Origin of the sequence: Streptomyces sp. NPDC051561 (genome assembly GCF_044454195.1) — a bacterium.
In the GTDB taxonomy this organism is placed as follows: domain Bacteria; phylum Actinomycetota; class Actinomycetes; order Streptomycetales; family Streptomycetaceae; genus Streptomyces.
In genome coordinates this window covers 340,704-361,922 of sequence record NZ_JBITDM010000006.1, presented here as the reverse complement: position 1 = coordinate 361,922, position 21,219 = coordinate 340,704, and the positions used below count along the sequence as shown (strand labels likewise).

The window sequence follows — 21,219 nt, the reverse complement described above, 5'->3', positions numbered from 1 at the left end:
TTTTTTGTGTTGTCTGTCTTCTTTTCAAAAAAAAAAAAACAACCCCCCCCCCGCCCCCCCCCCCCCCCCCCCCCCGCTTCTTGATTGTGGAGCTAAGGAGAATTGAACTCCTGACCTCCTGCATGCCATGCAGGCGCTCTACCAACTGAGCTATAGCCCCGTGCTGTAGTGCTTCTTGTCGTTTTCCGTGGTTTCCCCCGGCGACATCCCCAACTTTAGACGGTGGATCGCCGCTTCACCAAATCCCTTTTCCGACCCTTCCCGCACCACCCCTGCGTGACGATAACGTCACCGCACGTGACCGCACTTCTCATGCAACCCCTCTCCCGTCGCTCCCGCCCACTCCTGGCGGCGGGTGCCGTCTGCGTGCTGTCCTTCGCCCTCTTCTGGACCGCACAGCGCCTCGCGCACGTGTCGATGATCGATCTGACCGTCTACCGGGCGGAGGGCGCGACCGTTCTCGCGGGCGGCGACCTCTACGCGCTGCGTGTCACCGCCGCGCAGCTTCCAACGACGTATCCGCCCTTCGCCGCACTTCTCTTCACACCGCTGCCTCTGCTGGACACCGGACTGCTGCGCACGCTCGCCACGGCGGGCAATCTCGGCCTACTGCTCGCGTTGGCGCACTTCTCGCTGAAACTGACCGGCGGCGCCGGCCCTGCCACGACCCTGTGGGTGTCGGCTGTCGCCGTCTGGTGCGAGCCGGTGTGGACGACGCTGCGCTACGGACAGGTGAATCTGGCCCTGGCGGTGCTGGTGCTGTGGGACCTGACCCGACCGGAAAAGCACCGCTGGGCGGGCGTCGGTATCGGCCTGGCTGCGGCGGTGAAGCTGACGCCCGGCCTCTTCATCGTCTTTCTGCTGGTCGCAGGAGTGCTCGGGGCCCGACGTCGGGATCTTCGCTACGGATACTTTTGGCTACGTCGCGCGGCCGTCGCTGTTATCGCCTTCCTCGGCGCCACTCTCGCCTCGGCCGCCGTCCTGCCGACCGACTCCTGGAACTTCTGGACCCGCACCCTCTTCGAGTCCGCCCGGGTCGGCAACACCGAGGACACCGCCAACCAGTCCCTCGCGGGCGTCCTCGCCCGCCTGCTGCACACCGGGGAACCGGACGTCGCTTCGTTCCTGTGCGCCGCGCTCGTGGGCTGTCTCGGGCTGTACGTCGCGGCCGACGCCGCACTGTGCGGGGAACGCGCCCGCGCGGTGCTCACCTGTGCCGTCACCGCCCTGCTGATCAGCCCGATCTCCTGGTCCCACCACTGGGTGTGGTGCGTGCCCCTGGCGCTGTTCCTGGCGACGGAAGCCGTCCGCGGGGGCCGCGTCCGGAAAGCCGTCGCGGGGGCGGTGGGGCTGGTCTTCCTCTCGTACGCCCTGTGGGCCGTGCCGCACGGCAGGCAGCAGCGGCCGGAACTGCATCAGGGCGTCGGGGAGTTCGCGCTGTCAGCCCTCTACCCTGCGGTCGGGCTCGCGTTCGTGCTGGCGGGAGCCTGCCGGTCTTCGGTCCGGGTTCAGGCTCAGGCGGATCAGCGTCCGGCGGATCAGGCTCTGACGGATCAGGCTCTGGCGAAGGAGTAGAACCGCTTGAGCGTGCAGTGCTCGTCGAGCAGCCGACCGTAGATCGGCTCGCCCTCCAGCTCCCGGTACGTCTCGATCGGGTCGCCCTTTATGATCAGCGCCCGCGCGCACTCCTCGCACCAGTACTGGTAGTCGGAGTTGACCGGCTCCATGTCTCGGACGATCGGCGTGCCACTGCCGCACCAGTCGCATTTCCGCCTGTGTGCGCCCATCGTCCCCTCCCTTGCCGCGGTCGCCCCCTCCGCCGGTCGATTCTGTCACGGCTGCGCAAGTGGGACAGCAAAAGATCCCGCCCCCTGACGGGGACGGGATCTTGATTGTGGAGCTAAGGAGAATTGAACTCCTGACCTCCTGCATGCCATGCAGGCGCTCTACCAACTGAGCTATAGCCCCGCGTGTTCTCGGTGCTGTGCGGATGTTTCCCGCTCTGCGCTGCGAACAAGAAGAACTCTAGCCTGCGACCTGCCGGAAAGTGAAATCCGGGTGGGCCGCCGTCCCCGGGGCTTCCCGGGGGACGGTTCGGCCGTCGTCCCGAGACAGTTCGGCCGTCGTCCCGAGGACGGTTCAGTCGTCGTCCCCGAGCACGGGTTCCGGGAGCGTTCCGGCGTTGTGCTCCATGAGCCGCCAGCCGCGGGCGCCCTCGCCGAGGACGGACCAGCAGCAGTTGGAGAGGCCGCCGAGGCCTTCCCAGTGCTGCGACTCCAGACCGAGGAGACGGCCGATGGTGGTGCGGATGGTGCCGCCGTGGCTGACGACGACGAGGGTGCCGTTGTCGGTGAGCTTGTCGGCGTGTGCCAGGACGACGGGGGCGGCCCGGTCGGCCACCTCGGTCTCCAATTCGCCGCCGCCGCGCCGCACGCTTTCGCCGCGCTTCCACGCCGCGTACTGGTCTCCGTAGGCCGCCACGATCTCGTCGTGGGTGAGGCCTTGCCAGGCACCCGCGTACGTCTCGCGCAGGGAGGCGTCGTGGGTGATGTCGAGCCCGGTGAGGGTGGCCAGTTCGGCGGCCGTGGCCGCCGCCCGCTTGAGGTCGGAGGCGATGATCGCGTCCGGCTTCAGCGAGGCGAGCAGGCGGGCCGCCCGGCGGGCCTGGGCCACACCGGTGTCGGTCAGCTCGATGTCCGTGGTGCCCTGGAAGCGGCGCTCCAGGTTCCAGGCGGTCTGGCCGTGCCGCCACAGAACTATGCGGCGGCCCCGGTTGCTCACCGCGCCGCCGCTCTGCTGGCTGTTCAGAACAGGTCGTCCTCTCCGTCCAGCTGACCCGCGGGGTTCAGCTTGGCGTGCTCCTCCGCCTTGCCGCGGGTCTTCACCGCGTCCTCGGGCAGAGCGATCTCGGGGCAGTCCTTCCACAGGCGCTCCAGCGAGTAGTAGACCCGCTCCTCGCTGTGCTGGACGTGCACCACGATGTCGACGTAGTCCAGGAGGATCCAGCGGGCCTCACGGTCGCCCTCGCGGCGGACCGGCTTGGCGCCGAGCTCCTTGCTGAGCTTCTCCTCGATCTCGTCGACGATCGACTTGACCTGGCGGTCGTTGGGCGCGGAGGCGAGCAGGAAGGCGTCCGTGATGGACAGCACGTCGCTGACGTCGTACGCGATGATGTCGTGCGCGAGCCGGTCGGCTGCCGCCTGGGCGGCGGCGTTGATGAGCTCGATGGAACGGTCAGTGGCGGTCACAAGCAGGCTTTCGTCGGCGGTCGGTGATTACCACAAGGGTCTCATGTGACGCCGACATGGCCCGCCGGAGTTTTCCGGGCGGGCCGGGGCTGGCCCGGACGGGGCTCCGGCGGCGGGACGTACCGCCGCCGAAGGCCCCTCCGACCGTGGTTACGACTTGTAGTCGAGGCCCAGAACGACCGTGACCTGGGCGTTCAGCGCGGGGGTGCCCTTGGCCACGGCGGTGGCCGGCAGGCCCAGGGTCTTGGCGACCTCGTCGGCCTTGGGCTTCTGGGTGTCGTCGCCGTAGGTGACCTTGGAGGCGGAGACGGTGGCCGCCCGCCCGCCGTCGGCGAACGTGTAGCCGCCGTTGACCAGGACGATCCGGGAGGCCTCGGTGGCGGCGGGCTTTCCGGTGGCGTTGCGGACCGCGACCCGTACGGCCTCGCCCTGCTCGGGAGCCTTGGCGGTGCCGCCGAGGACGGTCTTGACCACCGTGTCGGAAGCGGCGACCCGGCCGTCGGTGCCCACCGGCAGCAGCACCGTCCGGTAGGCGCCCTTCTTGGCGTGCTCGGCGCGCTTTGCCAGCGAGCCGGCCAGTTCGGGCTCCGGCAGGGACGGGTCGAGGATCTGGGCCAGGTTCTGAATGGTGACCTTGGCTGCCTGCGGGTCGTCGGAGAACTTCTTCAGCACGCCCTGCATGACAGCGCCGAAGCGGGCGAGCTGCTTGGTCTCGCTCTCGCCCGGGGCGCGGTAGGTGGCGTAGGCGACGGCCGTGCGGCCGCCGAGGGACTGCTGCGCACCCTTGTTCACCAGGGGCGCCGCCCCCTTCTTGGTGTCGGGCACGGCGGTGTCGGTGTCGACCTCGATGTTGCCGCCGACCAGGTCGACCAGGTTCTCCAGATACGGAGTGTCCAGCCGCCAGGTGCCGCCGATGCTGGTGCCCAGCGCAGTGCCGAGGGACTCGCGGGTGCCTTCGCCGCCGTCGTCGTCGACGGACTTGGCGAGGGTGGTGGTGACGCCGTTGTCGTCGGCGAGGGCGAGCGAGTTGGGTACCAGGATGGTGGTGCCCTGGCCGGTGCTGGTGTTGTCGACGAGCAGGATGGTCGAGGTCATCCCGGTCTTGTCCGTGTTGTGCAGGTGCAGGGCGATCACGTCGCGCTTCTGCGCACCGGTGGCGACCGGCTTGTCGTCCTTGCCGGAGGAGAGTCCCGGCAACTTGTCGGCGTACCAGAGGTAGCCGAGCCCGCCCACCACGACGAGGGTGATCGCGACGCCCAGGGCGACGATGCGGGAACGGCCGCGTCGCTTGGCCTCTTCACGGCGTTCGGTGCGGCTTTCGGTGAACTTCAGCCAGTCGATGACGTCTTCGGAGTTCTCGTCCGGTTCCTCGACGAAGGAGAACTGTTCGGTGCCGTACTCTTCGGCGTCCGTGCGCTGCTGCCCGGGGGCCGCCTGGGACGCTGCCGGAGCGGCTTCGGGGCGGGCCGGACGGCGGGGCTGCTGCTGCTGCGGGTGGGCCTGCGGGGTCTGGGCCTGCGGAGCTTCGGGGGCCGGCGTCTGCTGCGGGATCCACTGCTGCTGAGCGCCGGTGTCGTAGCCGTACGTGCCCTCGGGGTGCGGCGCCGTCTGCTGTTGCTGTTGCTGCTGCTGTTGCTGCGCATACGGGTCGAACTGGGCGGGCTGCTGCTGTGTGTACGGGTCGTAGCCGTACTCCTGCTGCTGTTGCGGCTGCTGCGCGTACGGGTCGTACTGCTGCTGCGACTGCGTCTGCTGTGGCTGCTGCCCCTGCTGCGGCGCCGCCTGCTGGTACACCGGCTGTCCGTACGCGTCATAGCCGATGATCTGCGGCTGCGGCTGTGCGTACGGATCGTGCGCGTACGGGTCGTACGGGTTCTGGCGGTCGTTCACCGGTGCCCCATTTCCGTGCTGCTCCTGCTGCTGCGTGCCGTTCGCCGTCAGTCCCGGTACAGCTCGCGCTTGTCGATGTAGCGGACCACGCCGTCGGGGACCAGGTACCAGACCGGGTCGCCGCCGCGCACCCTCGCGCGGCAGTCCGTCGAGGAGATGGCGAGGGCGGGCACTTCCACCAGGGAGACGCCGCCCTCGGGCAGCCCGTCGGAGGTCAGGTCGTGCCCGGGGCGGGTGACACCGATGAAGTGGGCGAGCGCGAAGAGTTCCTCGGCGTCGCGCCAGGTGAGGATCTGGGAGAGCGCGTCGGCACCGGTGATGAAGAACAGGTCCGCGTCCTGGTTGTCCGCACGCAGGTCCCGCAGGGTGTCGATGGTGTAGGTCGGGCCGCCGCGGTCGATGTCGATACGGCTGACCGAGAACTGCGGGTTGGACGCGGTCGCGATGACCGTCATCAGATAGCGGTCCTCCGCGGGCGTGACCAGCTTGTGGCTCTTCTGCCACGGCTGCCCGGTCGGTACGAACACCACCTCGTCGAGGTGGAACAGCGCGGCCACCTCACTGGCGGCCACCAGGTGGCCGTGGTGGATCGGGTCGAACGTTCCGCCCATGACACCGATGCGGCGCTTGCCCGTGCCGTCGCCGGTACTGATACCGGTGGTGGGGCCCGTGCCGTCCGCGCTGCTCCCACCGGCCGGGCCGGTGGGCGTTACCTGCTCTCCCATGCGTGCAGACCCTACTGGCCCGTTTGCCCGGCCGGTGTGCCCGGTCCGGTTCAGCGGTCCCGGTTGAAGCGAGTGGTGATCCACAGCAGCAGCATCAGCGCGATGAACGCGCCGCCGCCGGTGACCAGGGGGCTGAGCGAGGCATGCTCGTCGACGTGCGTGGAGCCTTCGCCGGAGGCGAGGGTGACGAGGTTGGCTGCGGTGCTGTGGAGGCTCATCTTCGGCGGACCTATTCGGGAGACGTCGGGGGAGACTTCGGCAACATCGTATGCGGCGCGCCCGGGCACGCTCACGCCGACTCAGTCGTTGAGGGGATATCGCCCCTCGGGCAACCGGCCCGGGCGGGGCGGCGTCAGCACAGGAGAGGTTCCTGGACGCCGCCTCTAGGCTGGGGCCGTCCGGGGGACGGGACATGTCGCGCAGGAGAGCAGGGGACTTTCATGACAGACGGCAATCACGAGCAGGACGGCAAAAACGGGGGCGTTCCCCCGGAGGACGGGCAGGAGCGGCTGCCCGGACGGCAGCGCAGGCGCTTTCCCGGAATTTCCTCGCGGGCCTATGAGCACCCGGCGGACCGGTCCGCCCTGGTGGCGCTCCGCAAGCTGAGCGGTTTTGACACGGTCTTCAAGGCCCTGAGCGGGCTGCTGCCCGAGCGGAGCCTCAGGCTGCTGTTCCTGTCGGACTCGGTGCGGGTGAGCGACGAGCAGTTCGCACACCTCAACTCGATGCTGCGGGACGCCTGTTACATCCTGGACCTGGAGAAGGTCCCTGCGATGTACGTCACCCAGGACCCGAAGCCCAACGCGATGTGCATCGGGCTCGACGAGCCGATCATCGTGGTGACGACGGGTCTGGTGGAACTCCTCGACGAGGAGGAGATGCGGGCGGTCGTCGGCCACGAGGTGGGTCACGCGCTGTCCGGGCACTCGGTGTACCGGACGATTTTGCTGTTCCTGACGTCGCTGGCGCTGAAGATCGCGTGGATTCCGCTGGGCAACATCGCGATCATGGCGATCATCACGGCGCTGCGCGAATGGTTCCGCAAGTCGGAGCTGTCGGCCGACCGGGCCGGGCTGCTGGTGGGCCAGGACCTCCAGGCGTCGATGCGCGGGCTGATGAAGATAGCGGGCGGCAACCACCTGCACGAGATGAACGTGGACGCGTTCCTCAAGCAGGCACAGGAGTACGAGGCGGGCGGCGACCTCCGCGACTCGGTGCTGAAGATCATGAACGTGCTGCCGCGTTCGCACCCGTTCACCACCGTGCGTGCGGCAGAGCTGAAGAAGTGGTCCGAGAGCCGGGACTACCAGCGGATCATGGATGGGCACTACCCGAGGCGGGACGAGGACAAGGACACCTCGGTGACGGACTCCTTCAAGGAGTCGGCGTCGCACTATGCGGACACGGTGCGCACCAGCAAGGACCCGCTGATGAAGCTGGTCGGGGACATTGCCGGCGGCGCCGGGGATCTGGGAAGCAAGCTGAAGGGGAAGTTCGGCGGGGGGAACGGGTCCGGGGGTGGCTCCGGTGAGGGTTCCGGGACCTCCGGGGGCGGGGCCTGACGTACGGGGTTCCTCGCGGGGGCGGGGTGGGGGTGGGTGTCCGCTGCGCGGGGCCGTTTCCCCGCCCCGCCCCTTCCGTAGGACAACAGTGCTCTCAGGGCTTGGGGGCGGCGGTGGGCATTGCCGTGGGGGCCAGGGTGCCGCAGAGGGTTCCGGCCGGGGCACCTGTGGCGTAGGGGTCCGTGCCGGTTGAGGGCGCCGGGGTCTCCGGTGCCTGCCGGCCCGCGAGCAGGGGGGTCCAGGTCTGCGGTACGGCGGTCCTGCTGGTAGCGCCGCAGGCCTGGGGGCCGCCGACCGCCTGGGAGCCGAGCAGTTCGGCGCGGTGGCGGCGCAGGTCCTCGGCGTCGAAGCGGAAATGGAGTTCGCGCCGGACGGTGAACAGGGAGGCGGCGTCGGCCCGGTCGGGTGTCTTGCCGGTGGTGGCCGGGCGCAGTGGGTAGACGAAGGTGTGGTCGGTGATCACGTCGAGCACGTCGGAGCCGACCTCGGTGGCGCGCAGGGTTCCGTGGGCGCGGACGGCGCCCGCCAGGGCGACCTCGGCGGGGTCGAAGCGCACCAGCCAGCCACCCGCACCGGGGGCCGTCGGCGCGGCTCGCGCGGTGCTGAAGTCCGCGTCGTACTGCTCCAGTTGGTCGGGGTCGAGGAGCAGCCGGACCGGGCGCACCGCGCCACCGGTCAGCACGCCGGGGTCGACGGACGACTGAACGAGGTAGTCCTTGGCGATGGTCAGGGCGGCAAGGACCTGGCTCTCGGAGAAGTGCACGGTGCTGCGGGCGGCCGGCAGCTGGATGCCTTCGGCGCCGGTGGCGTACTGGGCGGCGGGGCTGTGCAGGAGCAGCTCGGCGGGTGCGCCGCCGGGCACCTTCCCTCTGGGCGCCAGCGGTATCGCCGTCGCGCGCAGTGCTTCGGGGCGGCGGTCGGAGGCGGCCGAGACGGGGGTACGCACGCCCATGTAGACGGCGGTGGCGAAGGCCAGTACGACCAGCAGCACCAGTACCAGCACCTGTTTGCGGCCGCTGCCGACGACGGGAGGTGCGGGCGGCGGGGGCAGGGTGCGGACGGCCGGGGCGTGGTCACCAAGCCGCTCCGAGGCGGAGTATTCCTGGAGCCGGGCAGCCCGGACGAACGTTTCGTCGAAGACGACGGACTTCAGTTCGTCGTCACCACTGTTGGGGAGTCCCTCGGGCGGGGTGCCCTCGGGCGGTTCCGATCGACCTGTCATCGCATCTCCCTGAGCGCGAGCCCTGCGGTGGGGAGAGGAGTCTCCCTTTCAGAGTAGGTCGCGGGAGGCGAAGGTAAACGCCCCGGTACGGCAGAACTTCAACGGAACTCGGCCGTATTCACGGGGCGTTGGAGGTTTCGTCGGGGGAATCCCGGAGTCCGGACGACCGGACGACGCTTCAGGGCGTACGAGGCTGCGCGGAGGCTGCCGGAGCGGTGTATTCCGCCGAGGCGGACGGGCGCCCGGCACCCTGGCCCTGGCCGTCCCCGGCGCCCGTATAGGTGCCGCCCGCGGGCTTGTCGACCTCGGTGGCGGCGGGCGAGGGCACCGGGCCGCCGTCCCGGTTGCCGGAAGCGCCCCGGTAGACCGCCGCGAAGGCGAAGGCGATCATGCCGATGCCCATCAGGAGGGCGAGCAGCCAGGCGACGGGGCGGTGCCAGCGTGCGGAGTTACGGTATGGGCGCAGGGCGCCGCCGTGCCGTCCGTAGGGTCCGCCGAAGGCGTCCGCGTCGTCCACGCCGTAGGGCGCGTACGTCCCACGGGTGTCGTACGTCTCGCCGTCGGGGGCCCGCCGGGCCGCCCAGCTGCGGGCGGCGTCCGCCTCGGCGCGGGCCTCGGCGGCGGCCAACAGCCTTTCCACCGCGCTCGGTTCATGAATCTCGGCTGCTCTGACGAAGTCCTCGTCGAAGACCACGGAGGCGAAGTCCTCGTCCGCGCCCCCGCGGTCGTCGTCGGGCTCCGGGCCGTCCTGAAACGGCTTGCCCTCCACGTCGTCCGGCACCCGTCCAGCGTAGACCCGGGAGGTCGTTTTGGGCAGAGAACGGACGGAGCGTACGCGAACGAACGCCTCGTCCCGGATGTGTCAGCGCACGTGGCCGTCGCCCGTCACGATGTACTTCGTCGACGTCAGCTCCGGCAGTCCCATCGGCCCCCGTGCGTGCAACTTCTGTGTGGAGATGCCGATTTCGGCCCCGAAGCCGAACTGTCCGCCGTCGGTGAACCGCGTGGAGGCGTTCACCGTCACCGTCGTCGAGTCGACGAGCTGGGTGAAGCGGCGGGCGGCGGCCTGCGAGGTGGTGACGATGACCTCGGTGTGCCCGGAGGACCAGCGCCGGATGTGCCCGACGGCGCCGTCCAGCGACTCGACGACGGCCGCCGCGATGTCATAACTCAGGTATTCGGTCTCCCAGTCGGCCTCGACGGCGGGGACGACGGTGGCCTTCGAATTGTTTGCGTAACCAAGAATCTTTTCGTCCGCGTGCACGGTCACCCCCGCTTCCGCGAGCGCGTCCAGGGCGCGCGGAACGAATACATCGGCGATGTCCTGGTGCACGAGCAGGGTCTCGGCGGCGTTGCAGACGCTGACCCGTTGCGCCTTGGAGTTGATGAGGATGTCGATCGCCATGTCGAGGTCGGTCCGGGCGTCCACGTAGACATGGCAGTTGCCCGTGCCTGTCTCGATCACCGGGACGGTGGATTCCTCGACGACGGTACGGATCAGGGAGGCGCCCCCGCGCGGAATGAGCACGTCCACCAGGCCGCGGGCGCGCATCAACTCCCTTACCGAGTCCCGCGATTCACCCGGCACCAGCTGCACCGCGTCGGCCGGCAGCCCCGCTCCCTCGATCGCGTCGCGCACCACTGCCACCAGCGCGGTGTTGGAGGCGTACGCCGACGACGATCCGCGCAGCAGCACCGCGTTCCCGGACTTCAGGCACAGTGCCGCGGCGTCGACGGTGACGTTGGGGCGGGCCTCGTAGATGATGCCGACGACGCCGAGCGGGACGCGGATCTGGCGCAGGTCGATGCCGTTGGGCAGGGTCGAGCCGCGCACCACCTCGCCGACCGGGTCGGGCAGCGCGGCCACGTCGCGCACGTCCGAGGCGATGGCGCGGATCCGCTCGGGAGTGAGGGTGAGCCGGTCGACGACCGAGTCGGCGGTGCCGTTCTCACGGGCGCGCGCGACGTCACGGTCGTTGGCCGCGACGATCTCGTCCGTACGGGAGAGCAGCGCGTCGGCGACCGCGAGCAGCGCCGCGTCCTTGACCGCGCGCGGCAGCGGCGCGAGAACAGCGGCGGCCTCCCGGGCCCGGGAGGCGGTGGCGAGCACCGGGGAGGGGCTTGCGGCGGCTTCGGCCGAAGGGCCGGCGGGAGCGGTGTGCGAGGTCATGCTCCGCAGGGTAATCCGGTGCCCGGGGGCTTACTCCCGCCGTCTCGGAGTCCGGGACGGCGGGGTGCGACAGGCGGTCGCCGGTCGGCCGTTTGGTCAGTACGGGTGTACGCCGACGGGTGCGGCCGGTGGTGGCCCGTACCCCTCGGCGACCCGCTGGTGGTAGGTGTCGCGGTCGATGACCTCCAGGCCGACGATCTCCCAGGCCGGCAGCTGCGCCGTCGAGCGGTGTTCACCCCAGAGTCGCAGGGCGACCGCCGCCGCGTCGTGCAGATCGCGGGCCTCCTCCCAGTAGCGGATCTCCGCGTGGTCACCGGCGTATCTGCTGGTGAGCAGAAAGGGGTGGTCGTGGGCGAGCTGTTCGAGGCCGCGCCTGACCTCGGGGAGGGGGGCTTCGGCGCCGGAGACGCTGAGCGTGATGTACCAGAGGCGGGACGGCTCGGCCTCGGGACGTCGGGGCCCGGTACGGGTCTCCTGGCCGTTCTGCCCGGCCGGGCCGCCCTGAGCGCGTGCACCGTCGGGTGTGCCTCCGTGCTCGCCGTTCTGGTGGCCGCCGTTCCCGCCGTCGTCGAAGTCCGCTCCCGCCCCGACGCTCGTCAGGGCTCGCTCGGATGTCCCTCGGGGCGGCGCCCCCGGGCGCGCTCGTCTCACCGGCGACCTCCTGATGCGTTTGTGTGCTGTTCCCCCACACAGAAGTTGACCAGTCCTGGGACCGCTGCGGGGGCTTTTCCCGAAGGTCTCCACCGGGAGGCTGGACTTTCGGCCGTTTCGTGGACGCTCGCGAAGGGTTCGGGGAGGCTTCGTCCGCGTCGCCCGCACCGGCCCGGGGGCCGGTCAGGGGTGCAGCAGGACCAGGTCGTCGCGGTGCACGACCTCGCGCTCGTACGCCGGTCCGAGTTCCCTGGCGAGATCGCGGGTGGAACGGCCGAGGAGTTGCGGGAGTTCTTTCGCGTCGAAGTTGACGAGCCCACGGGCGACGGCACGGCCGGTGCTGTCGCGCAGCTCGACCGGGTCACCGGCGCCGAACTCCCCCTCGACGGAGGCGATTCCGGCGGGCAGCAGCGAGGTGCGCCGCTCGACGACGGCCCGTACCGCACCGTCGTCGAGGATGAGTGCGCCCTGGGGCGTCGAGGCGTGCGCGAGCCAGAGCAGCCGGTCGGCGCTGCGCCGTCCGGTGCGGTGGAAGTACGTCCCGGTGTCGCGCCCGGCGAGGGCGTCCGCGGCGTACGAGGCGGAGGTGAGGACGACGGGGATCCCGGCGGCGGCTGCGATCCTGGCGGCCTCCACCTTCGTCACCATGCCGCCGGTGCCCACTCCGGCCTTGCCCGCGCTGCCGATCTGGACGTGGGCGATGTCCTGAGGTCCGGCGACCTCGGCGATACGGGTGGTGCCGGGCTTGGCCGGATCTCCGTCGTACAACCCGTCGACATCCGAAAGAAGGACCAGCAGATCGGCGCGGACGAGGTGGGCGACGAGCGCGGCGAGCCGGTCGTTGTCGCCGAACCGGATCTCGTCCGTGGCGACGGTGTCGTTCTCGTTGACGATCGGCAGGGCGCCCATGGCCAGCAGCTGGTCGAGGGTGCGGTAGGCGTTGCGGTAGTGGGCGCGGCGGCTGGTGTCGGTGCCGGTGAGCAGCACCTGGCCGACGCGGACGCCGTACCGGGCGAAGGAGGCCGTGTACCTGGCCACCAGCAGCCCCTGCCCGACACTGGCCGCGGCCTGCTGGCGGGCCAGGTCCTTGGGGCGGCGGCGCAGGCCGAGCGGGGCGAGACCGGCCGCGATGGCGCCGGAGGAGACCAGTACGACCTCGCGCGCTCCCCCGGCCCTGACCTTCGCGAGTACGTCCACCAGGGCGTCGACCCGGTCGGCGTCCAGGCCTCCGGAGGCGGTGGTCAGCGAGGAGGAGCCGACCTTCACGACGACGCGGCGGGCCTGGGTGACGGCGAGCCTGGCGGCTGGTCCTGTTTGGGGGGCCATGACATTGACCGGCGCGCTCTCGGCCTCGTGCGCCGTCCGACCGCTTTCCCCTGCCGCGTGTGCCACGTGCGTGCATCCCCTTGGTGTGTTGCGCTGGTGCGTTCTGCGCAATGTACGTGAGGGCGGGGGTGCGGTGCCGGGAGTTCTGGCCGGTGAGACGGGGGTGAGGGACGTCGGACGGCCCCGCTGCCCGAGAGGGGCGGCGGGGCCGTTCGAAAGGGGATGTCAGCCCGGCAGGGAAGGGCGGGTCAGCCCTGTGGGTGGCGGTGGCGCCATCCCGCCCAAGCGGATTCGACCATCTCGCGGACCCCGTACTCCGCCTCCCAGTCCAGCTCGGTGCGAATGCGGTCCGCCGCCGCCACCACCCGGGCAGGGTCACCCGCCCGCCGCGGTGCGACCTCGGCCTTGAGGTCCGTGTGGCCGCTGATCTCGCGGATGACGTCGATCATCTCGGCGACCGAGACGCCCTCGCCCTTGCCGATGTTGAGGATCAGCCGGGCCTCGGGGTCGGAGGCCAGCTTGCGGGCCGCGGCCAGGTGCGCGGACGCGATGTCGACGACATGGATGTAGTCGCGGACGCAGGTGCCGTCCGGCGTCGCGTAGTCGTCGCCGAAGATCAGCGGCGCCTTCCCTGCCTCCAGCCGCTCGAAGACCATCGGGACCAGGTTGAAGACCCCCGGGTCACCGAGCTCCGGCGTCGCCGCACCGGCCACGTTGAAGTAGCGCATGCAGGCGGTGGCCATGCCGTGCGCCTTGCCGACCGCCTCGACCATCCACTCGCCGGCCAGCTTGGTCTCGCCGTACGGGCTCATCGGCAGGCACGGGGTGTCCTCGGTGACCAGGTCGACGTCGGGCATTCCGTAGACGGCGGCGGACGAGGAGAAAAGGAACTGCTTGACGCCGCCTGCGGCGGACGCCTCCAGGACGGTCTGCAGGCCGACGACGTTCTCGCGGTAGTAGAAAAGCGGCTGTTCGACGGATTCGCCGACCTGCTTCTTGGCCGCGATGTGCACCACACCGGTGACGTCGTGGCGCCTGATCACGTCGTCGAGCAGGGTCCGGTCGAGCACCGAGCCGCGTTCCAGGGGAACACCCGCCGGAATCCGGCTCTCGGCTCCGGTACTCAGGTCGTCGAGGACGACAACACTTTCACCGCCACCGGTGAGCGCCCTCACCACGTGTGAACCGATGTATCCCGCACCGCCAGTTACCAGCCAAGTCATAGCAGCACTATACAGAGACAGAACGAGCACCGATCGGGGCATCTCCGGGCAGGGACTGGGCTGCTTCGTCCGTAGGCTAGCCTGGCCGGGACTGTAGGAATCCGCCAGGCCGCACACTCAAGGGCCGAGCAGAGAAGGTTCATCAGTCGGCCATCCCTCACGAACTCGCAGTTGTGAGGGATCAGTAATCCAAACGTACCGAGGACGTGAACACAGAGGTGGCCTTGTCAAGCCCGTCTCCCTCACCGGACACCCTGCCGACGACCGTGCCGGACATCAGTGTTGTGGTCATTGTCTACAACGATGCCGAGCGGTTGCCGACGGCCGTGCAGTCGGTCCTGGACCAGACGCTGCACAACGTCGAGGTGGTCATCGCTGACGACTGCTCCAAGGACGGTTCGTACACCGTGGCCAGGCAGCTTGCGGCGCAGCACCCCGACCGGGTGCGGGCGATCCAGCTGGCGGAGAACAGCGGTGGTTGCGGCGAACCGCGCAACCAGGGCATCGCCGTGGCGCGCGGCCGCTATGTGATGTTCCTGGACAGTGACGACACACTGGAGCTCAACGCGTGCCGCAACATGCTGGACGCGGCCGAGTCCACCGGCGCGGACCTGGTGTCCGGCCTATGCCTGCGGGTCCACGTCGACAGCCGGCACGGGAAGACCGCCGAGTGGTACCGGTGGCTCTACAACTCCACGCGTACGTTCGACTCCGTTGCGGAACTGCCCGACCTGCTGGTCTTTGACACGCTGTCGACCAACAAGTGCTACCGGCGTGAATTCTTGATCGAAAGCAACCTTTCCTTCCCCAAGGGAATTCATTACGAGGACCTGCTTTTCTCCGCCCAGGCGTATCTGGCGGCTTCCCGGATCACCCTCATTCCCAATACTGTTTATTACTGGAATGTGGTCGAGAAGACCGAGAAGAAGTCGATCAGTAATCGACGCAACGAGATCAACAATTTCGCGGACCGGGTGGAGATTCACCGCCGGATCGACGAAATTCTCACCGCTCGCGGTATGGACGCGCTGAAGCTGCACAAGGACATCAAGTTCTTGAAGCACGACCTCGTCCTCTACTTGCGCGAACTGCCGTTCCTGGACGACGAGTACCGGCACGCCTTCGCCGAGATGGCCCGCAGTTACGTCCAGTCCTTCGCCCCCGAGGCGTACAACGAACTGCACCCGGCCCACGCCATCTGCGCGTACCTCCTGCTCCAGGAGGACTGGGACAACCTGATGCCCGCGATCGACATGCTCCTGAACCGGAGCAAGCTCGCGGTGCCGCTGGTGGAGAAGGACGGCCGGATCTACTGGTGCGAGGAGCACCTGGAGGATCCGCACGCCCGCGCACTGCTGGATGTGACCGACCTCGGCTACCACACCAGGCCGGTCGAGAAGCTGGACCTGCGCAACAGCCTGACCGCGTACACCGAGCATTCCGCGGACGTCGTCCTCGGCGGCGAGGTGATCAACCCGCTGGGAAAGATCGAGCCGGGCGCGAAGCTGTCCGCCGAGATCGTCCTCAAGGCGCGCCGCAAGAGTTTGCAGACGTTCCGCTTCCCCGTCCACGAGGTGCGGCTGGACGGCGACCGGGTGCGCTGGGAGGCCACCCTGCCGCTCGCCAAGGAGCTGCGCCCGCTGGGCATCGTGGACGATGTCTGGAACCTGCGGATGCATCTGAAGGTGGACGGGAAGACCACCGTCAGCGCGGTCACCGTCGGCCAGACGGACATCGAGCGGACCGGCATCATCACGGTGCGGCCCCGGCTGACCCGGCTGGCGGGCGACCGCATAGAGGCAGAGGTCTCCGGGCGCGGCCACCTGGCGTTCCACATCGTGCAGCACAGTGCGGCGGCCCAGAAGACCCGTGCGCTGATCCAGAACAACATGGACAGCCTGCCCGCGCGGATCGCCAAGTCCACGTACCGCAAGGCACGTGACGTGCGCAAGGACCTCAATTCAGGTCCGCGCAAGATCGACGGCTATCACCGGATGGTGAAGGCGCTGCCGATCCGCAAGGGCACGGTCGTCTTCGAGAGCCACCTCGGCAAGCAGTACAGCGACAGCCCGCGGGCGATCTACGAGGAGCTGAAGCGCCGCGGTGCACCGATCCACGCGATCTGGTCGTACGCCGGGGCGAAGCCGAAGGGGTTCCCGGAGGACGTCGAGCTGGTCCAGCGGTGGTCGTGGAAGTATCTGCGGGCGCTCGCGCAGGCCGAGTTCTGGGTCGACAACCAGGGCTTCCCGCTGAAGCTGAAGAAGCGTGCGGAGACGACGTACATCCAGACCTGGCACGGTTCGGCGCTCAAGCGGATGGGCTTCGACGAGCCCAGCCACCGGTTGATGTCGGAGGGTGAGCAGGCGGCGTACCAGACCTCGCTGGACCGGTTCGACCACTTCGTGGTGCGTACCGAGCACGATGTGCGGACCCTGGCGCGTGCCTATCGGCTGCCGGAGAGCAAGCTGCTGCGGGTCGGTTACCCGCGCAACGACGCCCTGGTGGCGGGCCGGGACGCGACGGAGGACACCGCCGAGGTGAAGGCGCTCAAGGAGCGGCTCGGGATCCGTCCGGGTCTGCCGGTGGTGCTGTACGCGCCGACGTTCCGTGCCAACGCGCAGGGCAAGGTGCAGAAGTTCGAGTTCCCCTTCTCCATCGAGGAGCTGGCGGAGCGCTTCGGCGACAGGTTCACGCTGCTGGTGCGCACGCACTACCTCAACCAGGTGTCGCTGCCGCCGGCGATGGCGGGCCGGGTCATCAATGTCTCGGAAGAGCCGGACATCACCCCGCTGCTGCTCGCTTCGGACGTGCTGATCACGGACTACTCCTCCGTGATGTTCGACTACGCGCTGCTGCAACGACCGATGATCTTCTTCGCGTACGACTGGGACGAGTACTCCAAGGACATCCGCGGTACGTACTTCAACCTGCTCGAAACGGCGCCGGGCCCGGTGCCCCGGGACGAGGACGGGCTGTTCGCGGTACTGGAGGACCTGGACGGGGTGCGTGCGCAGTACGGCCCGCAGGTGAAGGAGTTCGTGGACAAGTACGGCGAGTACGACCACGGCACAGCCGCCGCGCAGATCGCGGACCGTTTCTTCGGGGGCCCCCGCAGCTCCCGGTGACCCGGCTCCGCCGCCAGTGAATGCGGGCCCCCTCCGCGCGACCGCGAAGGGGGCCCGCTTCGTGTGCGTACCTCTACTTGCGCACCAGCCGCTTGATCCGGCGGCCCAGCACGTCCTGAAGTCCCTGAACGCCGCCGACCACCCGTACCGTCAGCGCGCGGCGGGGCGTCACATGCGCCTGTACGAGCAGTGGCAGCCCGGCGCCCATGACGACACCCCTGCGGGCCACGGATGTGGAAGCCGCCCGTACCTCCGCCGGGATGCGGGTCCCTTCGGCGCACACCACCTCCGCCTGTACCCGCCAGGCGGTCAGTTTCTCGCGGTCCGCCAAGTCCCGTGCCCGTACGGAGAATCCGGCGCTCCAGGAGTCGCCCGCGTTCGCCCGCAGGGCCGCCTCCTGTTCCACGGTCCGGTGCGCGCTCCGCTGGTCCACCAGTCGCAGCAACAGCCGTACGGGCTCCAACGGGCCGAGCAGGCCGTGCAGTTCACGTACCGTCAGGCCGAGGGTGAGCGGGGAGCCCAGGGTGAGTGTCCCGTCGACGGTCAACGGAAGTTTCTGCGGCGGCAGTTCCGCCAGACCGTCCAGTTCGACGGGGGGAACGCCCGCCGCCAGCAGCGGAGTTCCCTCTTCCGTGTACGAGGGCGGCAGCAGCCGGGGCGGCTGGGCGGCGAGCGCCACGATACGTTCCAGCTCGACGGGGGCTTCCCAGGCGAGCAGGGCGCGGGCCAGCCAGCGCGAGGGGGCTTCGGCGGCGGCGTACGCCTGCGGGTCGAAGCCGGTGAGGTGGGCGCGGGTGGCGGTCCACCAGTCGGCCCGGTACTCGGCGCTGCGCTGTGGCAGTTCGCGGGTGTACATGGGCAGGTCGTAGTTGAGGAACTTGGTCTGCGCGGCGAGTGCGAGCGGCTCGGAGCCGGCCTTGCGGAAGGTTTCGACGACGCGGCGGTGGGCCTCGACGCGGTGTTCCCAGTTGGCGATGGTGGCGCGGCGCAGCGAGATGGAGAGGGTGGCGGCGTCGCGGCGTACGTGCCAGATGTAGACGGGGGTGGCGATGACGGCGATGCGGGGGGCGGCGGCGTACACCTGGGCGGTGTAGACGAAGTCCTCGTAGTGGAAGGCGCCGTCGGGGAAGCGGGCGGCGTGCTCGATGAGGAAGTCGCGCCGGTAGAGCTTGTTGACACTGAGGGTGTCGAGGAGGAACTCGGGGTGGTCGCCGAGGCCGTCCAGGGTGGTGCCGGGGAGGGTGGCGCCCGCGGTGGGGTCGTAGAGGGCGGGGGCCCAGACCGTGTCACGGCCCTCGGGGATTTCGCGGCGTACGCACTGGCCGGCGACCAGGTCGACGCCGTCGGCGGCGGCGAGCAGGGCGTCGGCGGCGCCCGCCGGGTAGATGTCGTCGCTGTCGAGGAACATCACGTACGGGTGTGCGGCGGCGGCGATGCCGTCGTTGCGGGGGGTGCCGCAGCCGCCGCTGTTGTCGGTGCGGTGCAGGGGGCGGACACGGGGGTGTTGTGCCGCGAGGGCGTCGACGGCTTCCCTGGTGCCGTCGGTGGAGGCGTCGTTGACGACGATCACCTCGCCGACGGCGTCGCCCTGGGCGAGCGCGGAGTTGACGGCGGTGGCCACCTGCTGTGCGTCGTTGAAGACGATGACGATGACGCTGATTCGTCCCACCGGTTCCACCGGGTCGCTCCCAAGGGTTGTGTCGTGTGCAGCCTCCATCCTGGCGGCTGTGCCCGGAAATCCGAAAAAGGGGGCCCTGGGCGGGCCCCCTCTCTCTTCAGTCACTCACCGTAGAAGGCGAAAGCGACGTCAAGCGCCTAGAAGGGCTTGAACTCGTCGTATTCCTTCTGCGAGTTGTCACGCTCGGCGTCCCGGTCCTTGCGGCGGGTGGCGGCGGGGCGCGGCTCGTCGAGTCGGTGGTCCTCGCCACGGCGGCCGAGCATTTCGGCGCCGGCCATCACGGTCGGCTCCCAGTCGAAGACGACCGAGTTCTCGTCGGAGCCGATGGCGACGGCGTCGCCCGCGCGGGCACCGGCCTTCATCAGCTGGGTCTCGACGCCGAGGCGGCTGAGGCGGTCGGCGAGGTAGCCGACAGCTTCGTCGTTGCTGAAGTCGGTCTGCTGCACCCAGCGCTCCGGCTTCTCGCCGCGCACCCGGTAGACATTGTCTACCTCGTCCTTGGTGACGGTGAAACCGCTGTCGTCGACCGCCTTGGGGCGGATGACGACGCGGGTCGCCTCTTCCTGGGGCTTGCGGGCGCGCATCTTGGCGATGCCCTGGGCCAGGGCGAAGGAGAGTTCCTTCAGGCCGGTGCGGGACACGGCGGACACTTCGAACACCTTGTAGCCGCGGGCTTCGAGGTCCGGGCGGATCATGTCCGCGAGGTCCTGGCCGTCCGGGATGTCGACCTTGTTGAGGACGACGAGGCGGGGCCGGTCGTCCAGGCCGCCGTACAGCTTGAGCTCCTTCTCGATGACGTCGAGGTCGGAGAGCGGGTCGCGGTCGGACTCCAGGGTCGCGGTGTCCAGGACGTGCACGAGGACCGAGCAGCGCTCGACGTGCCGCAGGAACTCCAGGCCCAGGCCGCGGCCCTCGCTGGCGCCGGGGATCAGGCCCGGGACGTCGGCGATGGTGTAGACGGTCGAGCCCGCGGTGACGACACCGAGGTTGGGGACCAGCGTGGTGAACGGGTAGTCCGCGATCTTCGGCTTGGCCGAGGAGAGCACCGAGATCAGCGAGGACTTGCCCGCGCTCGGGTAGCCCACCAGGGCCACGTCGGCGACGGTCTTGAGCTCCAGGACGATGTCGCGGGACTTGCCGGCCTCGCCGAGCAGCGCGAAGCCGGGGGCCTTGCGGCGGGCCGAGGACAGGGCCAGGTTGCCGAGGCCGCCGCGGCCGCCCTCACCGGCGACGAAGGTGGTGCCGTGGCCGACCATGTCCGCGAGGACGTTGCCGTCCTTGTCGAGGACGACGGTGCCGTCCGGCACGGGCAGGACGAGGTCCGTTCCGTCCTTGCCGGAGCGGTTGTCACCGGCGCCGGGCTGGCCGTTGGTGGCCTTGCGGTGCGGGCTGTGGTGATAGTCGAGCAGCGTGGTCACGGACTGGTCGACGACCAGCGTGATGTCGCCGCCACGGCCGCCGTTGCCGCCGTCGGGTCCACCGAGCGGCTTGAACTTCTCACGGTGTACGGAGGCGCAGCCGTGGCCTCCGTTACCCGCGGCGACATGCAGTTCGACGCGGTCCACGAAGGTGGTCATGGGTGTCCTCCAGTACAAGTAATGCGGAATGTCTACATACGTAACACGCCGAGGGCGGACACGCTTCCCTCAACCGGGAAGTGCGTCCGCCCTCGGAACGTGCTGTGTATCGCTCAGGACTCCCTTTTCAGGGAGTTCCTTGTGATCGCTGGCTTGTTCAGCCGGCGATCGGAACGATGTTCACGACCTTGCGACCACGGTGCGTGCCGAACTCGACCGCACCGGCGGCGAGGGCGAACAGCGTGTCGTCGCCACCACGGCCGACGCCCGTGCCCGGGTGGAAGTGGGTGCCGCGCTGGCGGACCAGGATCTCACCGGCGTTGACGGCCTGACCGCCGAAGCGCTTCACGCCGAGCCGCTGGGCATTGGAGTCGCGACCGTTCCGAGTGGACGATGCGCCCTTCTTGTGTGCCATGTCTCAGTCCCTTTACTTCGCAGCCGTGGGGATACCGGTGACCTTGATCGCCGTGTACTGCTGGCGGTGACCCTGGCGACGGCGGTAGCCGGTCTTGTTCTTGTAGCGGAGAATGTCGATCTTCTCGCCCTTGTGGTGGTCCACGACCTCGGCCGTGACCTTGATCCCGGCCAGGACCCACGGGTCGCTGGTGACGGAGTCGCCGTCGACAACGAGCAGAGTCGAAAGCTCGACCGTGTCGCCAACCTTGGCAGTGGAAATCTTGTCAACCTCAACGATGTCGTCGACAGCAACCTTGTGCTGGCGACCACCGCTGCGCACGATGGCGTACACGCGGATCTCACTCTCACTCGAAGACGGGACCCCTGATGCCAGCCGCTTCCGGCGTGAAACAGGACGAGCGGCCT

19 protein-coding genes and 2 tRNA genes are annotated in these 21,219 nt (G+C 69.3%); 3 read left to right on the top strand and 18 right to left on the bottom strand.

Annotated features, from left to right (window positions below; all coding sequences use genetic code 11):
• Positions 1-87: 87 nt before the first annotated feature.
• Positions 88-160: transfer RNA gene (locus ACIA73_RS17475), tRNA-Ala, on the bottom strand.
• A 137-nt stretch (positions 161-297) separates the two neighbouring features.
• Here ACIA73_RS17475 and ACIA73_RS17470 point away from each other — a divergent pair.
• Positions 298-1,575 (top strand): glycosyltransferase 87 family protein, encoded by a 1,278-nt coding sequence (locus ACIA73_RS17470; RefSeq protein ID WP_399439388.1) that lies wholly within the window; start codon positions 298-300, stop codon positions 1,573-1,575.
• Here ACIA73_RS17470 and ACIA73_RS17465 read toward each other — a convergent pair.
• The 7 genes from ACIA73_RS17465 to ACIA73_RS17435 form a co-directional block, all read right to left on the bottom strand.
• Positions 1,554-1,787, bottom strand: coding sequence for a hypothetical protein (locus ACIA73_RS17465; RefSeq protein ID WP_399439387.1), 234 nt, complete (start codon positions 1,785-1,787; stop codon positions 1,554-1,556). The genes ACIA73_RS17470 and ACIA73_RS17465 overlap by 22 nt on opposite strands.
• Positions 1,788-1,895: 108 nt before the next feature.
• Positions 1,896-1,968: transfer RNA gene (locus tag ACIA73_RS17460), tRNA-Ala, on the bottom strand.
• A gap of 171 nt (positions 1,969-2,139) precedes the next feature.
• Positions 2,140-2,781 (bottom strand): histidine phosphatase family protein, encoded by a 642-nt coding sequence (locus tag ACIA73_RS17455; RefSeq protein ID WP_399439386.1) that lies wholly within the window; start codon positions 2,779-2,781, stop codon positions 2,140-2,142.
• Between the two features lie 23 nt (positions 2,782-2,804).
• On the bottom strand, positions 2,805-3,248 hold the full coding sequence (rsfS, locus tag ACIA73_RS17450) for a ribosome silencing factor (RefSeq protein WP_399439385.1): 444 nt from the start codon (positions 3,246-3,248) through the stop codon (positions 2,805-2,807).
• Positions 3,249-3,398: 150 nt separating this feature from the next.
• Positions 3,399-5,138: an LCP family protein gene (locus ACIA73_RS17445; RefSeq protein ID WP_399439384.1), complete on the bottom strand. Its 1,740-nt coding sequence runs from the start codon at positions 5,136-5,138 to the stop codon at positions 3,399-3,401.
• 47 nt (positions 5,139-5,185) lie between these two features.
• Positions 5,186-5,863: a nicotinate-nucleotide adenylyltransferase gene (gene nadD / locus ACIA73_RS17440; RefSeq protein WP_399439383.1), complete on the bottom strand. Its 678-nt coding sequence runs from the start codon at positions 5,861-5,863 to the stop codon at positions 5,186-5,188.
• 50 nt (positions 5,864-5,913) lie between these two features.
• Positions 5,914-6,081, bottom strand: coding sequence for a hypothetical protein (locus ACIA73_RS17435; RefSeq protein WP_399439382.1), 168 nt, complete (start codon positions 6,079-6,081; stop codon positions 5,914-5,916).
• A 222-nt stretch (positions 6,082-6,303) separates the two neighbouring features.
• On the opposite strand from ACIA73_RS17435, the gene ACIA73_RS17430 reads away from it, so the two are divergent.
• Positions 6,304-7,425 (top strand): M48 family metallopeptidase, encoded by a 1,122-nt coding sequence (locus ACIA73_RS17430; protein WP_399439381.1) that lies wholly within the window; start codon positions 6,304-6,306, stop codon positions 7,423-7,425.
• A 94-nt stretch (positions 7,426-7,519) separates the two neighbouring features.
• Here the strand turns inward: ACIA73_RS17430 and ACIA73_RS17425 are convergent, their stop codons facing one another.
• From ACIA73_RS17425 to galE, 6 genes are all read right to left on the bottom strand, one after another.
• Positions 7,520-8,647 (bottom strand): hypothetical protein, encoded by a 1,128-nt coding sequence (locus ACIA73_RS17425; protein WP_399439380.1) that lies wholly within the window; start codon positions 8,645-8,647, stop codon positions 7,520-7,522.
• A gap of 178 nt (positions 8,648-8,825) precedes the next feature.
• A complete protein-coding gene (locus ACIA73_RS17420; RefSeq protein ID WP_399439379.1) occupies positions 8,826-9,428 on the bottom strand; it encodes a hypothetical protein in 603 nt (200 codons plus the stop codon).
• 81 nt (positions 9,429-9,509) lie between these two features.
• Positions 9,510-10,817 (bottom strand): glutamate-5-semialdehyde dehydrogenase, encoded by a 1,308-nt coding sequence (locus tag ACIA73_RS17415; RefSeq protein WP_399439378.1) that lies wholly within the window; start codon positions 10,815-10,817, stop codon positions 9,510-9,512.
• A 96-nt stretch (positions 10,818-10,913) separates the two neighbouring features.
• Positions 10,914-11,468: a hypothetical protein gene (locus ACIA73_RS17410; protein WP_399439377.1), complete on the bottom strand. Its 555-nt coding sequence runs from the start codon at positions 11,466-11,468 to the stop codon at positions 10,914-10,916.
• Positions 11,469-11,651: 183 nt separating this feature from the next.
• A complete protein-coding gene (gene proB / locus ACIA73_RS17405) occupies positions 11,652-12,794 on the bottom strand; it encodes a glutamate 5-kinase (RefSeq protein WP_399439376.1) in 1,143 nt (380 codons plus the stop codon).
• A gap of 248 nt (positions 12,795-13,042) precedes the next feature.
• Positions 13,043-14,017, bottom strand: coding sequence for a UDP-glucose 4-epimerase GalE (gene galE, locus ACIA73_RS17400; RefSeq protein WP_399439375.1), 975 nt, complete (start codon positions 14,015-14,017; stop codon positions 13,043-13,045).
• A gap of 218 nt (positions 14,018-14,235) precedes the next feature.
• Between galE and ACIA73_RS17395 the strand changes: the two genes are divergently transcribed.
• Entirely contained in the window at positions 14,236-17,142 is a 2,907-nt protein-coding gene (locus ACIA73_RS17395; protein ID WP_399439374.1) for a CDP-glycerol glycerophosphotransferase family protein, read from the top strand.
• A 73-nt stretch (positions 17,143-17,215) separates the two neighbouring features.
• Here ACIA73_RS17395 and ACIA73_RS17390 read toward each other — a convergent pair whose 3' ends face one another.
• From ACIA73_RS17390 to rplU, 4 genes are all read right to left on the bottom strand, one after another.
• Complete coding sequence (locus ACIA73_RS17390; protein WP_399439373.1) at positions 17,216-18,811, bottom strand: glycosyltransferase family 2 protein; 1,596 nt, start codon at positions 18,809-18,811, stop codon at positions 17,216-17,218.
• Positions 18,812-18,957: 146 nt separating this feature from the next.
• Positions 18,958-20,397: a GTPase ObgE gene (gene obgE / locus ACIA73_RS17385; RefSeq protein ID WP_399439372.1), complete on the bottom strand. Its 1,440-nt coding sequence runs from the start codon at positions 20,395-20,397 to the stop codon at positions 18,958-18,960.
• Positions 20,398-20,554: 157 nt separating this feature from the next.
• On the bottom strand, positions 20,555-20,812 hold the full coding sequence (gene rpmA / locus ACIA73_RS17380) for a 50S ribosomal protein L27 (RefSeq protein WP_018103204.1): 258 nt from the start codon (positions 20,810-20,812) through the stop codon (positions 20,555-20,557).
• Positions 20,813-20,824: 12 nt separating this feature from the next.
• A complete protein-coding gene (gene rplU, locus ACIA73_RS17375) occupies positions 20,825-21,145 on the bottom strand; it encodes a 50S ribosomal protein L21 (RefSeq protein ID WP_185026398.1) in 321 nt (106 codons plus the stop codon).
• Positions 21,146-21,219: the final 74 nt, after the last annotated feature.

Bases quoted from the DNA above. Each gene is read 5' to 3' on its own strand.
- ACIA73_RS17465 (WP_399439387.1), bottom strand. From the start codon at position 1,787: ATGGGCGCACACAGGCGGAAATGCGACTGGTGCGGCAGTGGCACGCCG.
- nadD (WP_399439383.1), bottom strand. From the start codon at position 5,863: ATGGGAGAGCAGGTAACGCCCACCGGCCCGGCCGGTGGGAGCAGCGCG.
- ACIA73_RS17435 (WP_399439382.1), bottom strand. From the start codon at position 6,081: ATGAGCCTCCACAGCACCGCAGCCAACCTCGTCACCCTCGCCTCCGGC.
- ACIA73_RS17430 (WP_399439381.1), top strand. From the start codon at position 6,304: ATGACAGACGGCAATCACGAGCAGGACGGCAAAAACGGGGGCGTTCCC.
- ACIA73_RS17425 (WP_399439380.1), bottom strand. From the start codon at position 8,647: ATGACAGGTCGATCGGAACCGCCCGAGGGCACCCCGCCCGAGGGACTC.
- ACIA73_RS17415 (WP_399439378.1), bottom strand. From the start codon at position 10,817: ATGACCTCGCACACCGCTCCCGCCGGCCCTTCGGCCGAAGCCGCCGCA.
- proB (WP_399439376.1), bottom strand. From the start codon at position 12,794: ATGGCCCCCCAAACAGGACCAGCCGCCAGGCTCGCCGTCACCCAGGCC.
- galE (WP_399439375.1), bottom strand. From the start codon at position 14,017: ATGACTTGGCTGGTAACTGGCGGTGCGGGATACATCGGTTCACACGTG.
- obgE (WP_399439372.1), bottom strand. From the start codon at position 20,397: ATGACCACCTTCGTGGACCGCGTCGAACTGCATGTCGCCGCGGGTAAC.
- rpmA (WP_018103204.1), bottom strand. From the start codon at position 20,812: ATGGCACACAAGAAGGGCGCATCGTCCACTCGGAACGGTCGCGACTCC.